Annotated in this window: 14 protein-coding genes and 3 tRNA genes; 2 read left to right on the forward strand and 15 right to left on the reverse strand. The window is 49.8% G+C overall.

The window, feature by feature from the left end:
- Positions 1–10: 10 nt before the first annotated feature.
- The 10 genes from JWZ98_RS14255 to JWZ98_RS14300 all read right to left on the reverse strand — a co-directional run bounded on the left by JWZ98_RS14255 (position 11) and on the right by JWZ98_RS14300 (position 6,821).
- A complete protein-coding gene (locus tag JWZ98_RS14255) occupies positions 11–793 on the reverse strand; it encodes a TIM barrel protein (RefSeq protein ID WP_205450600.1) in 783 nt (260 codons plus the stop codon).
- Positions 793–1,671, reverse strand: coding sequence for an NAD(P)-dependent oxidoreductase (locus JWZ98_RS14260; protein WP_205450601.1), 879 nt, complete (start codon positions 1,669–1,671; stop codon positions 793–795). Before JWZ98_RS14260 ends, JWZ98_RS14255 begins: the two co-directional genes overlap by 1 nt.
- Before the next feature lie 14 nt (positions 1,672–1,685).
- On the reverse strand, positions 1,686–2,180 hold the full coding sequence (locus JWZ98_RS14265) for a nucleoside triphosphate pyrophosphohydrolase family protein (RefSeq protein ID WP_205450602.1): 495 nt from the start codon (positions 2,178–2,180) through the stop codon (positions 1,686–1,688).
- A 149-nt stretch (positions 2,181–2,329) separates the two neighbouring features.
- Positions 2,330–2,818 carry a hypothetical protein gene (locus JWZ98_RS14270; RefSeq protein WP_205450603.1) on the reverse strand — a complete coding sequence of 163 codons (489 nt, stop codon included), beginning with the start codon at positions 2,816–2,818 and terminating at the stop codon, positions 2,330–2,332.
- A complete protein-coding gene (locus tag JWZ98_RS14275) occupies positions 2,818–3,369 on the reverse strand; it encodes an FMN-binding protein (RefSeq protein WP_205450604.1) in 552 nt (183 codons plus the stop codon). Before JWZ98_RS14275 ends, JWZ98_RS14270 begins: the two co-directional genes overlap by 1 nt.
- Positions 3,370–3,533: 164 nt before the next feature.
- The gene (locus tag JWZ98_RS14280; RefSeq protein WP_205450605.1) at positions 3,534–4,967 is read right to left on the reverse strand and encodes a hypothetical protein; all 1,434 of its coding nucleotides are present in this window, start codon (positions 4,965–4,967) and stop codon (positions 3,534–3,536) included.
- Positions 4,968–5,095: 128 nt separating this feature from the next.
- Positions 5,096–5,353, reverse strand: a complete 258-nt coding sequence (locus JWZ98_RS14285) for a GIY-YIG nuclease family protein (RefSeq protein WP_346015177.1) — start codon at positions 5,351–5,353, stop codon at positions 5,096–5,098.
- Between the two features lie 7 nt (positions 5,354–5,360).
- Complete coding sequence (locus tag JWZ98_RS14290) at positions 5,361–5,642, reverse strand: hypothetical protein (protein WP_205450606.1); 282 nt, start codon at positions 5,640–5,642, stop codon at positions 5,361–5,363.
- 23 nt (positions 5,643–5,665) lie between these two features.
- A complete protein-coding gene (rnhA, locus tag JWZ98_RS14295) occupies positions 5,666–6,106 on the reverse strand; it encodes a ribonuclease HI (RefSeq protein ID WP_101055429.1) in 441 nt (146 codons plus the stop codon).
- Positions 6,099–6,821 (reverse strand): methyltransferase domain-containing protein, encoded by a 723-nt coding sequence (locus JWZ98_RS14300; protein ID WP_205450607.1) that lies wholly within the window; start codon positions 6,819–6,821, stop codon positions 6,099–6,101. Before JWZ98_RS14300 ends, rnhA begins: the two co-directional genes overlap by 8 nt.
- A gap of 85 nt (positions 6,822–6,906) precedes the next feature.
- Between JWZ98_RS14300 and JWZ98_RS14305 the strand changes: the two genes are divergently transcribed.
- Entirely contained in the window at positions 6,907–8,505 is a 1,599-nt protein-coding gene (locus JWZ98_RS14305) for a LysM peptidoglycan-binding domain-containing protein (protein ID WP_205450608.1), read from the forward strand.
- Positions 8,506–8,779: 274 nt separating this feature from the next.
- Here JWZ98_RS14305 and JWZ98_RS14310 read toward each other — a convergent pair.
- From JWZ98_RS14310 to JWZ98_RS14330, 5 genes are all read right to left on the reverse strand, one after another.
- Positions 8,780–8,855: transfer RNA gene (locus JWZ98_RS14310), tRNA-Glu, on the reverse strand.
- Between the two features lie 65 nt (positions 8,856–8,920).
- Positions 8,921–8,996: transfer RNA gene (locus tag JWZ98_RS14315), tRNA-Glu, on the reverse strand.
- 21 nt (positions 8,997–9,017) lie between these two features.
- Positions 9,018–9,093 (reverse strand) — tRNA-Ala (locus JWZ98_RS14320).
- A 41-nt stretch (positions 9,094–9,134) separates the two neighbouring features.
- Complete coding sequence (gene gltX / locus JWZ98_RS14325) at positions 9,135–10,541, reverse strand: glutamate--tRNA ligase (RefSeq protein WP_101055423.1); 1,407 nt, start codon at positions 10,539–10,541, stop codon at positions 9,135–9,137.
- Positions 10,542–10,547: 6 nt separating this feature from the next.
- Positions 10,548–10,991 carry a tetratricopeptide repeat protein gene (locus tag JWZ98_RS14330; RefSeq protein WP_101055421.1) on the reverse strand — a complete coding sequence of 148 codons (444 nt, stop codon included), beginning with the start codon at positions 10,989–10,991 and terminating at the stop codon, positions 10,548–10,550.
- A 168-nt stretch (positions 10,992–11,159) separates the two neighbouring features.
- Between JWZ98_RS14330 and JWZ98_RS14335 the strand changes: the two genes are divergently transcribed.
- On the forward strand, positions 11,160–12,344 hold the full coding sequence (locus tag JWZ98_RS14335) for an OmpA family protein (protein ID WP_205450609.1): 1,185 nt from the start codon (positions 11,160–11,162) through the stop codon (positions 12,342–12,344).
- The last annotated feature ends 34 nt before the right edge of the window (positions 12,345–12,378 follow it).

Below are 12,378 nucleotides of genomic sequence, written 5' to 3' on the forward strand. Positions count from 1 at the left end.
TACCGCCCGATTATTTCACCGCGTAGGTTTTCAACCAAGCCAAACTGGCAGCGGTCTCAACCGTCGGCCGGTACTCGGCACCGACCCAACCTTGGTAATCCGAGTTTGCGATAACATCGAACAAAATTTTGAAATCTACGGCGCCCGTACACGGCTGGCCGCGGCCTGGAGAGTCGGCAAATTGAATATGCCCGATTCTATCCATATGTTGGCGCAAAAATCCGGCGCAATCTTCGCCCATCCGACTCATGTGATAAATGTCGTATTGCATGAATAAGTTCGGATGGCCGATTTGCCTTAGCACATCCAGCATCTTGTCGCCGGTATCAACGATAAAGCCTGGCATGTCGTGGCTATTGACCGCCTCGAATACGGTTTTGATACCCAACTCGGCAAACGCTGCGGCGGCGTAAGCCAGATTTTCCAGCAAAGTAGCGTGATATTCAGCCAAGCGACGTGGATTAAAACAACGGCCGGGCAACACATTAATGACGCTTGGCTTCAAGCGTTCGGCGTAAGACAAGGTCTGCTCAACCGCAGCTTTAAAGTCATCGCGTCTTTCTGGAACCGCCGCCAAACCCTCGCCGCCCTGCAGCAAGGTATCGGCATCGACATTGAACAACACCAGCTTTAAGTCCTGTTGAGCTAATAGGTCACCGATTTGTTCGACTCGCAGCGAGTAGGGAAACTGGATTTCCACTGCGTCGAAACCGCACTGTTTAGCAGCCTGAAACCGTTCCGGCAACGGCCGTTCGGTAAACAATAAACTCAGATTGGCGGTAAAGCGCAGCATCAGTCTTGGCTATAAAGCTTGATAAGTGTGGAGGGATCTTGCTCCAAAAAGCCGCCGCTACCGTGCAATTGCATCAGTTGCGCCGCCAAGCCGGACATCGGTATCGCACTCCCCTGTTTGCCCGCTAAATCGACAGCCATATTTAAATCTTTCAATAAGGTTTTCACGCGCCACTTCACCGGTTCGAAACGCTGATCCGCCATTTCCGGGCCGACGATTTGCAGTGGCTTGGAATCGGCAAAGCCACCGGCCAGCGCTTCCGGAATTTTTGCAGCATCGACGCCGGCCGACTTTGCCAAGGCCATCATTTCCGCGATTACTAACACATTGCAACTGACAATCATCTGATTGCAGATTTTAGTGGTCTGACCACTGCCGACCGGCCCCATATGCGTTAAACGGCTATACAGCGGCCGCAATACGTCCCTGGCAATACCAATATCCGACTCCGCACCGCCGGCCATAATCGCCAAACTACCCTGCTCCGCACCGGCCGTGCCACCGGATACCGGCGCATCGACCCAGCGCATGCCGCAAGCAGACCGCAATTGAGTTGCCATGCGCCTGGTAGCTTCCGGATGAATGCTGGATAAATCAATCAACAGTTTGTCGGCAGCGCCGTTGGCGATAATGTGTTCCATCACCATCGCTTCAACCGCCATGGTGTCAGCCAGGCACAAAATCACCACATCGGAGGCTTTTACCAATTCACCGACACTGCCACAGACCTTAGCACCGGCACCCACCACCACAGCTAATTTTGCAGCGGTGCGATTCCAGACATTCACCTGAAAACCCGCCGCCAGAAGCCGCATGGTTAAAGGTTGCCCCATCAGGCCTATGCCGACGAAACCGAGCGTGTAGTGTTGTTGTGCCATAGTGACGCTCGCTGTTATTCGAATAGCGCCGGGCTTAAATCCAAACGCTCGGCATCGCCGCGCCCGCTCATCAGATGTTGGTAGACGATTTGAAAAGCCTCGTCGAAATCGGCATTGACAAAACGCTGGGACAAATGCACGCAAATTGCGTATAAGCCGGAATAATGCACGGTTTCGCCGGAAGTACAAAGGTTGATTTTCTCGGACAGCACTCGCACCACTGACAGCACGGAACCATCTTGCCGCCAGTTGGCGGACACACTGACCACCTCGTCGCCCCTGCACGCGATGGCGGCCAGCGCATTAAAGGCTAAATCCACCAGCCCAGCCAAAATTTTGATCAGGTCACCGCTGGCAATGGCTTTAAATGTCTCGCTACCGCAATCCAGCAATAAGGCTTGGCGCATCACAATATCCATGTCGGACAAATGCCCAATCTCGCCGTCATCAGGCTGCTTGATAGCGAATTTCCGGTGAAAATCTCTAACTTGTTGTAAATGTTTGTTCATGATTCTACTCCGGGCTTGGATTCAAAGAATTCGGGGAATAATGGCGCGGCGCGGGACAACATCTGCAGTCAACGACCTAGCCATTTTTGGACATCAGCGCAATCGGAGAATGCGCCAATGAACCAACTAGGGCAATAGGGAAATCGGTTTTAACGCAGTTGCCGGCGCGATTCAATCAACGACAAACTGACTATGACGATCAATAGGAACAAGGATGTTTCAAGTAATAAAAACGCGGCTATTTTGAAATAAGCAAAAGCCGGATCGACATAACGCACCAACCAACCCGCCGCTTCATCGGCAATTGCTGCGGCATAAACGATTGCGCTGATCCAGACTTTCATCAGAGTCGGCAACGAGGTCATCAGCATCAGATGCGTCAGCGTCAATACCAACATACCCATAGCAAACAAATGAAAATGACTGACTTCCAGTAGGCTTTGATAGCTTTTCGGCTCGTTAAACTCTTGCTCGTTACCCAAATAGTAAGAAACGACCGACTCTGGTGTGAGATTCATTTTATGGAAGTACATCAGACCATTGCTGATCCACAACAAGGCGACATAGGCCAAGAACATCAAGATCAAAGTATTGATCAGCAGCTGGCGATTCTGTTCGCCGGTTACAAAAAAACGCATTATTTGGGCTTGTTTTGGATGAGAACTTGATAAATCGCCAATACCTTGCGCGCGCTGTTAATTGCGGCGCGGGTGCTGAGCGTCGCCCCCGCCACACCCTGTATATCCTGATTCAGGCTCAACTCTTCGATGGAATGATTAGCCAGCAAGGCCATCCAGCGTTCCGGCGGTTGATATTCCGGCGGCTCATGAAACGCCAATGTATGGACGTTACGCAATTTGCCATCCGGCGTAAGCACCACCAACAAGGTTTCCGGTTTGGTTCTAACGGTGTGGGCCTCAATCGCGGCATAGCCGATCACTGCACCTTGCTTCTTACCCACATAAAAACTAAACAGATTGGATTCCAGCTTGACCTTCGCAAGCTGTTCGATCTGCGCTACTTCCTCCGGCGTCGGAAACAACGATTGCATTTCCACGGTCGCGTCGTCGCCGAAGGCCAGCTTCATCGCTTCGTCCTTACTGTAAAACACAGCGGCGGCAAGGTTTGCGCTCGTTAAACAAAAAACCAGCAGCGTCAGCATAAGCCGACGAGTTTTTGAAATCAGCATGAGTGGGAAAAATCCAGGGAGTGAACAATACGGCGGCTATGATAGAGACCGGCAAACAATTTGCCAAGCCGATACGCGCATAAGCAATTTATGCGGCTGTATTATATAACGATGTACCCCGCCGTATGAAACGGCGGGGCTTAACACGCAACTAGACAGCCGCTTTAGAAAATAAAGCCCACACCCAAGTTGAAATCGTCCGGAGACGTGCCCGACTTTTGGGTGAAATTACGGTAATCGGCTTTGATCACGACATTGGGAATCGGTTTGTAGTTGAGGCCGACTTGGTAGATTTCGACATCCCTGGTCAAATCGTCTCGACAAATGGCGTTTGCGCATGTCGAAGCAGTAGCAACAGTATCCATACGCTCGTAACGTACGAAAGGAGCCAAATATTGGGTTGTATCGTGCGCAAAGTGCGGCAATATGTCGTAACCAACTTCACTGTACCAACCATAGTTTTCTTCACCGATACTTTTAGCATTGGCAACACTCAGCAAGGCTGCATCGCCGATATGCCCCCAGGAACCCAAGGTACGAAATTCCAGGCCACGGTATTTCCATTGCAGATGGGCTTCGTAAAGTTGCGTTGCTACTTCGAGTTGCCGCCCGTTATACAGCTGATTCTGCCCGGAATTACCGACATACGCCGAGCCGCCCACCATGACGCCAGGCAACATCGGCGGCGCATAGTCCACGCGACCGACATAAGCCAAATCTTCCGCCAACGCCTGTCCTCCTGATTGCCGGCCGCTACGAATGCCGTCAGCGCCAAAATTCTTAGCGTTCATACCGTTAACCACATAGGTTGTGTAGGTCAGACCCGGCAACAATTCACCGAATAACCCCACACCGTTTTCACGCCAAGTGCTGGGAATAATGCGTCTTTCGACTTCCGGGCGATTGTTACCGAAGAAAAACGGCGGCTCATGTATCTGGTTGATAAAGCCCATCGGCATTAACACCATCCCGGCCCGGACGTTGACCAGCGGGTCGATGAAGAAATCCAAGGAGGCCATTTCAACGGAGACAGTGCCCGTGCTACCCGATCCGTTATTACCGGTCGAGGAATGTTCGAACTCTATTTCACTGTTGAATAGTATGCTGTCAGTGAACTTATAACCCGCGTAAATGACTAGTCGTTCGAAATCTGTATTGTCCGGATTATTGACGGTGCCGGTTGCCGCATTACGCCCACCCTGATCATCAACCCGCGCCTGATAATTGGCCTCACCGTAGCCACCTAAAGACAGGCCCTTACCAACTTGATAAACCTTGGAAGCAGCCGGCCCCAAACCGTAGGCACTTTTGTATTCGACTTTTTCCGGCACCACCAACTCGGTACGCAGCTTTTCCACTTCTTCCGTCAATACATTGGTTTTACGCTCCAAATTGCTGACTTCACCGGTGGGCGCCTTTTGCGCGACCGCTTCCAGCTTTTTGGTCATGCTGTCAATCTGCTGCTGCTGTGCCTGAATGATCTTCCACATTTCATCCATGGTCTGCGGCTTTTCGGCGGGAATTCCCGCAGCGTTTACCCCGGCACTGACAACAATCGCCGAAATTGCGGCGCTAAGTTTTGAGTTTAATGGCTTCATATCGGTCTCCAAGAATTTGAGACTCGAGTATAAAACCCCTACAACAACTAATGCAAATCATTCTCAAATCTATCCGCATTACGAAAAATAGCTATCCCCAAAATATTGACTCCCATCCAATTCGGCCGCTATAAGCAGCTACACATTGCGATAAGATGAAGTTTTTCAGTACGTTTCATTTTTTTGATGAACACTTCCCTTCTTGCGGCAGAAACACGATCATGTCCCGCTTCAACAAACACCAATTGCCGAGGTTGACGGCTTCTAAAGTATTTGGCTCCTTTTTGCATCAGATGCTGGCGGAAACGTCTTTCAACATCGGTACTGATTCCGGTATACAGACTACCGTCATCACACTGAATGATATACACCGACCAATTTGACACTGGCGCGCTATTCAGAGTCGGTGGATTTATTCAACCAACCATTCAACAAAACCGCTACCAATACGCCAAACCCGATATAGGCATAGCGAACGATGAAGATCAGCGCGGCACTTTGGCTGTGACTTGCAGCATCTTTGACACTTGGCGTGATAGCCAAAGTCCAGAGTAGCGCCGCCAAAAAATACACCACCACACCCGACACCGCCCATGAGATTGGCGGACGACTTGAGCGTGCCGCCGTGTTGTAAAACCAAATGCCGACTAACGCAGCAGCTATCGAACCTAACATGTATTTTCCTGATTTTAAGTGATTTATCGGCGAGACAAGCGTTCGATTCCCAGATTGGCCAACTGATCGGCACGCTCGTTACCGACATCCCCGGCATGTCCCTTCACCCATATCCAATCGATGTTGTGACGCTGGATAGCAGCATCCAAACGTCGCCATAAATCTTCGTTTTTCACCGGCTTATTTGCCGCGGTTTTCCATGCCCGCTTTTTCCAATTAGCCATCCATTCGGTAATACCTTGCAAAACATATTTAGAGTCAGTGTGCAATTTGACGCTACACGGTTTGGTCAGTGTTTCCAGAGCCTGTATTGCGGCCACTAATTCCATCCGGTTATTCGTCGTTTCAGGTTCACCGCCGCATAGCTCCTTTTCTTTATTTCGGTATTCCAAGCGCACGCCCCAACCTCCTGGCCCAGGGTTGCCCTTGCATGCACCATCCGTATAAATAATGACTTCAGTCATGGCCCACCTTTCTATGTAAGTTCGATTTCAATCCCAATCCAACCGCAGCCAAATTGCTGCGGCGTTGCTGTGCCGCTGTCAAAGGAATCAATGTGTATTGCCTTTTCACCGCCTTAATGCCGTAAGCCATAGCAAACAAAGACGCAAAGCTGAACTCGAATTTACCGTGAGCAATGGTGTAACTGTCTAATCCAAACTCGGCAGTGGTTAGCAATTCGAAATTCATCAGTTTCAACCAATCCAAAACCCGAGCTTTGGTAATCAAATGCGCCCGCCAGGATTCCGCAAGCTTCCAGTCCCATAAAAACTGAAAACGTACAGACATACTGAACGGATTGAAATTCAACATGACCAATTCGCCGCCCGGCTTTAATACGCGATTCACTTCACGCAGGGTTTGAAATCGCCGTGCGTCGAACTCCAAAATGTGCGGAAGTAGAACTAAATCCATCGATTCAGTTTGGATAGGCAAATTAAATGCCTTGGCGGTCACTTTCAATGCGCCAGCATCCCCCATGGCCTTGCGGTCCAGAATTAGATAATTCCGATACAAGGAAAAATCGACGAACTCGTTTTCCCAGCCCAAACCACCTATCTGGAGTTGTTGTTGCTTGCAACTCACCGTTATCGATCTGCGCAGATAGTTGGCTTCCATGGTTTGCAGTAGCTTACCTCTTGGGGTTTGGTACAACGCAAATAGAAATTGTCTCTTCATTTAACCGCCGCTAAGGGTATGTTTTTTTGGCTATTTTAGAAAGCCATGCTAGGATCTAATTTTTTTATTTTAGCGAGTTCAGACAATGCCCCGCTCAATTTCCAAAAAATCAGGCCGTCATCTGTCTTATCTACTGCCTATTTTGCTGGCAACCGGTTGTAGCCAACATGCGCAAAAAGACCATCTGAGCCAATCCTCAACTAGCAAGTTTTCCGTGTTTACCCGCAATGGCAATAGCGGAAAAATCCACAACAAACAGGTAGAAGCAAAAGAACACGCCACTATTTGGGATAGGATGCTGTCTCTTTACGCCTTACCGGAAATCGATAATGCCAGAATCGACCGCGAAGTAAACTGGTATCTCAGAAACCCTGAATATCTGACCAGAGTACAACAACGCGCCGAGCCTTATTTGTACTTCATCCTCAACGAAATCGAAGCGAAAAACATCCCCGGAGAATTGGCCCTGTTACCTGCGGTTGAGAGCGCTTTCAGACCTGACGCAATGTCGCCAGCTCAAGCATCCGGTCTTTGGCAGTTCATTCCGCCGACCGGGCGTCTTTACGGGTTGAAGCAGAATAGCTGGTATGACGCGCGACGCGATGTGGTGCAATCGACTCAGGCAGCCACTACCTTCCTGAAAGAACTGAGCGAGACTTTCAATAACGACTGGTTACTGGCGCTCGCTTCATACAACGCCGGCAAAGGCAATATCAAAAACGCCGTAGATAGAAACCTCGAACGCGGACAGCCTACCGACTTCTGGTCTCTGGATTTGAACAACGAGACCTCAGCTTACGTACCCAGGCTGCTGGCAATCGCCAAGATCTTTGCCAACCCGGAAAAATATAACGTCAATCTGCATCAATTCGCCAACCAACCTTACTTTGAATTGGTGGATGTAAAGTCGCAGCTCGACTTGGGTAAAGCCGCCGAAATGGCGCAAACCCCGCTGGACGACTTCTTAAAGCTCAATCCCGGCTATAACCGCTGGAGTACCGACCCGAACGGCGCGCAACATCTGTTGATTCCGGTAAGCAAAGCCGATTCCTTTAAAGAGAAACTCGCTGAACTGCCACACGAAGAAAGAATCAAGTGGGAACACCATACAGTTGGCAAGAAAGAGACGCTGAAAAGCATAGCCAGCAAACACAGTACCAGTGTAGAAGAGATTATTAATGTCAATCATCTTGACGACGATACGGTTGCCCAAGGCACAATCCTGCTAATTCCAGTGTCTTATCATTCACAGAAAGGCGAACCAACCACATCGGCTGTTGCCGCAGTGTCACAACAATCCACGCCAACCCCCGCCCAATCAAGCAAACAGCAATATACGGTTAAGAAAGGCGACACCTTATGGGATGTCTCGCAACGTTTTTCTGTTGATAAAGATGATATTGTGAGTTGGAATAAATTACCCAAGAAAGCGGCTCTGAAACCCGGTCAAAAACTGACTATCAAGAAAACCAGCAGCAGTATAACCGTGGCATCTACCGCGCCTTCCGTCAAGCAAATCAGCTACACAGTCAAACCCGGCGATACATTGGCGCAGATCTCCAAAAAATTTAACGTTAACGTCACCGAGCTCCGCAAATGGAATAACGTTCCCAAAAACAAGGCGGATATCAAACCGGGCTCTAAGCTAAAAGTGATGATTGAAGCCGGTCATCCGTCTACCTAAAGCTTCAGACAACAAATACGTAAGTTCAATATGGATCTACGACACTAGATCTTTCTCATCGCCGCAAGAGTAAACTTAAATAAGCGATTTAGGTTTACTCTTATGCTTCGCGAGATCAAACCGCCCCAGTAAAGCGATCAGCATAGAAGACACTAGTCGCCACATCACCACAGAAATAGTGATTGGACTTAAAATACTGAATTAAAACAGACGATATAGCAAACTTTGCACAGCATTATTTCCGCTGCGCAAGAGCTATAAATTTAAGAATTGATGGCGTCCCCACGGGGGTTCGAACCCCGGTTACCGCCGTGAAAGGGCGGTGTCCTAGGCCACTAGACGATGGGGACTAAGACTATTTTTTTAGAATGACTTCTTCAACAAGAAGTACCGGCTTAACCGACTTTAGCCAAGTTGGCGTCCCCACGGGGGTTCGAACCCCGGTTACCGCCGTGAAAGGGCGGTGTCCTAGGCCACTAGACGATGGGGACTCAGGACTAAATCAACTACTTTGGTGGAGCCAAGGAGGATCGAACTCCTGACCTCTTGCATGCCATGCAAGCGCTCTCCCAGCTGAGCTATGGCCCCGTAGTTGAGTTCTCGTATTATACGGATTTTCAGAGCTTTGTCTAGGAATTTTCTACATTCTTTATGTATCTGATCGCTCGCTCTATTCTGTGCAAGGTTTTCTCTCTGCCCAATAGCGCTAAAGTCAGGTCAATAGCCGGCGATACGCCGCTGCCGCAAACCGCTACACGCAAGGGCTGCGCAACCTTACCCAGATTAAGTTGCAACTGCTCCGCGCTCTCCAATACCACTTGATGAAGGCCTGACGCTTCCCATTCGCCGATAGCGCTAAATTGCACCAGTAAATGTTGCAATACATCGTCCACGCCCGCTTTGAAATTCTTCTTGGCGGCTTTTTCTTCGTAAGCGTCGAATTCCTTGTAAAAGTATTCGCTCTCGGCGGCCATATCCACCAGAGTTTTGCATCGCTCGCGCTGCGCTTTAACCACATCCGCCAGCGCCGGGCCGGTGGTCGGATCGATACCGCGCTCCCCCATATGCCAAGCCAAGTGCCGAGCAACATGTGCCGGATCGCTATTCATAATGTACTGGTGATTCAACCACACCAGCTTCTCGGTATTGAACGTGGACGCGGAAACGTTAACTTTTTCCAACTCGAACAAGGCCACCATTTCTTCCAAGGAAAACAATTCCTGATCACCGTGCGACCAACCCAACCGCACCAGATAGTTCAACAAAGCCTCGGGTAAATACCCGTCATTGCGATATTGCATCACGCTGACCGCGCCATGGCGTTTGGACAATCTTGCACCGTCGGAACCTAAAATCATTGGCACATGCGCATACACAGGCAATTGCGCGCCCAAGGCTTTCAGAATATTAATCTGCCTGGGCGTATTGTTAACATGATCGTCACCCCGTATTACATGAGTAACTCCCATATCCATATCGTCGACTACTACCGTCAGGTTATAGGTCGGGGTGCCGTCGGAACGGGCAATAATCAGATCATCCAGCTCCTTGTTGGCAACGACGATGCGACCTTTCACCAGATCGTCGATAACCACTTCGCCCTGCTCCGGATTCTTAAAGCGCACCACGCGCTCGCCTTGCGGATTTTCAACGCCATGCCGGCACTTGCCGTTGTAACGCGGCTTTTCCTTGTTGGCCATTTGCTGCTCGCGCAAAGATTCCAACTCTTCGCGACTGCAGTAGCAATAATAGGCATCGCCCTGCGCCAACAATTGCTGAATGACTTCTTTGTATCGATCAAAACGATGCGTCTGATAGAACGGCCCCTCGTCATATTCCAAGCCTAACCAAGTCATGCCTTCCAGAATGGCATTCACCGACTCCTGGCTGGAACGTTCAAGATCGGTGTCCTCGATTCGCAAAATAAATTTGCCACCGTGTTTGCGCGCATACAACCACGAAAACAGAGCGGTTCTGGCACCGCCAACATGTAAATAACCGGTGGGACTGGGGGCAAAGCGGGTTCTAATACTCATCGTCAATTATTTAGTTGTTAAAAATTTCTTGGCATATTCGCCGGGAATAGAGCGAGAGGCGTTTAAACGCATCGCCTGGTAATTAAATTGCACGCTGCCTTTGGCTGCATCGTTTCTGCCCAGAATCGCCAGCGAGGTGGCATGTCCTTGTTTAGCGGCTTTTTCGTACCAATCGGTAGCCTTATCTCTGTCGCTATTCACACCCATGCCTCGATCATACATCGCACCCATCACCACCTGAGCATCAAGCAAACCTTGATTCGCCGCCCTTTCCATCCACTCCGCGGCCTTGTGCTCGTCCTTCTCGAAACCTTCTCGGCCCAGTAAATACAGCGATGCCAACTTGGCTTGAGCCTGCGCATTCCCCTGCTCAGCCATTTCTTTCACGCTGTCAGCCTTTACCGCACTGGCAAGTAAAAACATCGCACAGAAAATTAAAATCTTGCCCATTACATTCTCCAAGGAATCCTAAGGATTAAAAACAAACCGGCATTATTTCACGGCGCCCGGCTAAGATGAACGCACTATTTAAAAATAAGGGATTGATGTTAGACTTAAGACACCAAGGCGGTACGCTAGGCCTTGTCGATGCAGAACAATAACCTGGAGAATCAATACATGAAAAGAAACCTTTTATTCACGGCCGCTCTGGCCGGAGCGCTGCTTTCGGGTTGCGCGACGCAGTCGAGCAATAATTTCCAGGCTTTCCAGCCTGAAGACCTTAACGCGCTGGTTAAATCCGGAAAACTGGTACAAAAAACCAACAGTTTTTTCGTGATTAATGATTCATCTTCATCCATGAGCCGTACCTATGTAAATTCTGCGGATTACAGCGGCACCAAGCTGGATGTCGAAAAAAATCTGCTCAATAAGTTTAACAAATCCATTCCGGTTATGCCGCTGACATCCGGTTTGCGCAGCTTCGGTTTTGGCCCATGCCTGTCTTGGGGCTCAACTTATCTCAACCAAGCCGTGCAAAATTACACTCAGGCAGGTTTCGAAACTGCAATTACCTCTCTACAATGCTCTAGCGGTGGCACCCCACTGGCCACGGCGCTAAGCGAGTCCGGCAAAGACATCACCTCTGCTCCCGGCAATATTGCCTTAATCGTTTTAAGCGACGGTATCGAGGAAGTCTCGCCCCTACCGACTGCCGAAGCACTTAAATCCCAATACGGAGACAAGCTATGCATTTACACAGTCTGGGTCGGTAATGACCAAGATGTGGCCGGACAAGCGGTGCTGCAAGACCTAGCCAATGCATCGGGTTGCGGATTCTCGACTACTGCCGAAGCGATCACCAGCGCCAAAGGCATGAGTGATTTCGTTAAAAACGTCTTCTTGAAAGCAGGCACACCCAAAGTGGCCGATTGCTCAACCCAAGACGACGACAAAGACGGCGTAAGCAACTGTGCCGATAAATGCCCTGACACCCCTAAAGGCGCTATCGTCGATAAAGACGGTTGCTGGGCGTTCCGCGGCCTACTGTTCGATTTCGACAAATCCGACGTCAAAGCCAAATACGGCCCGCTGATCCAAAACGCCGTGGAAGTCATGAAAATGAACCCAGGTTTGACCATAGAGATTCAGGGCCACACCGATAGTTACGGTAAAGATGCTTACAACCAAAAGCTTTCCGAGCGCAGAGCCAATGCGGTCAAAGCCGAGTTGATCAAACAAGGCGTGGAAGGCAAACGCCTGACAGCGGTTGGCTTCGGCGAGTCCAAACCCGTCGATACTAATGAAACCGACGAAGGCCGTGCCTACAACCGCCGTGTCGAATACAAACGTACCGACCGCTAAACGATAAGCTTCCAGCTTAACGAAACCAGGGAGG

This window comes from Methylomonas sp. EFPC1 (genome assembly GCF_016925515.1).
GTDB lineage: Bacteria > Pseudomonadota > Gammaproteobacteria > Methylococcales > Methylomonadaceae > Methylomonas > Methylomonas defluvii.

Bases quoted from the DNA above. Each gene is read 5' to 3' on its own strand.
- JWZ98_RS14255 (WP_205450600.1), bottom strand. From the start codon at position 793: ATGCTGCGCTTTACCGCCAATCTGAGTTTATTGTTTACCGAACGGCCG.
- JWZ98_RS14260 (WP_205450601.1), bottom strand. From the start codon at position 1,671: ATGGCACAACAACACTACACGCTCGGTTTCGTCGGCATAGGCCTGATG.
- JWZ98_RS14265 (WP_205450602.1), bottom strand. From the start codon at position 2,180: ATGAACAAACATTTACAACAAGTTAGAGATTTTCACCGGAAATTCGCT.
- JWZ98_RS14270 (WP_205450603.1), bottom strand. From the start codon at position 2,818: ATGCGTTTTTTTGTAACCGGCGAACAGAATCGCCAGCTGCTGATCAAT.
- JWZ98_RS14275 (WP_205450604.1), bottom strand. From the start codon at position 3,369: ATGCTGATTTCAAAAACTCGTCGGCTTATGCTGACGCTGCTGGTTTTT.
- JWZ98_RS14280 (WP_205450605.1), bottom strand. From the start codon at position 4,967: ATGAAGCCATTAAACTCAAAACTTAGCGCCGCAATTTCGGCGATTGTT.
- JWZ98_RS14290 (WP_205450606.1), bottom strand. From the start codon at position 5,642: ATGTTAGGTTCGATAGCTGCTGCGTTAGTCGGCATTTGGTTTTACAAC.
- rnhA (WP_101055429.1), bottom strand. From the start codon at position 6,106: ATGACTGAAGTCATTATTTATACGGATGGTGCATGCAAGGGCAACCCT.
- JWZ98_RS14300 (WP_205450607.1), bottom strand. From the start codon at position 6,821: ATGAAGAGACAATTTCTATTTGCGTTGTACCAAACCCCAAGAGGTAAG.
- JWZ98_RS14305 (WP_205450608.1), top strand. From the start codon at position 6,907: ATGCCCCGCTCAATTTCCAAAAAATCAGGCCGTCATCTGTCTTATCTA.
- gltX (WP_101055423.1), bottom strand. From the start codon at position 10,541: ATGAGTATTAGAACCCGCTTTGCCCCCAGTCCCACCGGTTATTTACAT.
- JWZ98_RS14330 (WP_101055421.1), bottom strand. From the start codon at position 10,991: ATGGGCAAGATTTTAATTTTCTGTGCGATGTTTTTACTTGCCAGTGCG.
- JWZ98_RS14335 (WP_205450609.1), top strand. From the start codon at position 11,160: ATGAAAAGAAACCTTTTATTCACGGCCGCTCTGGCCGGAGCGCTGCTT.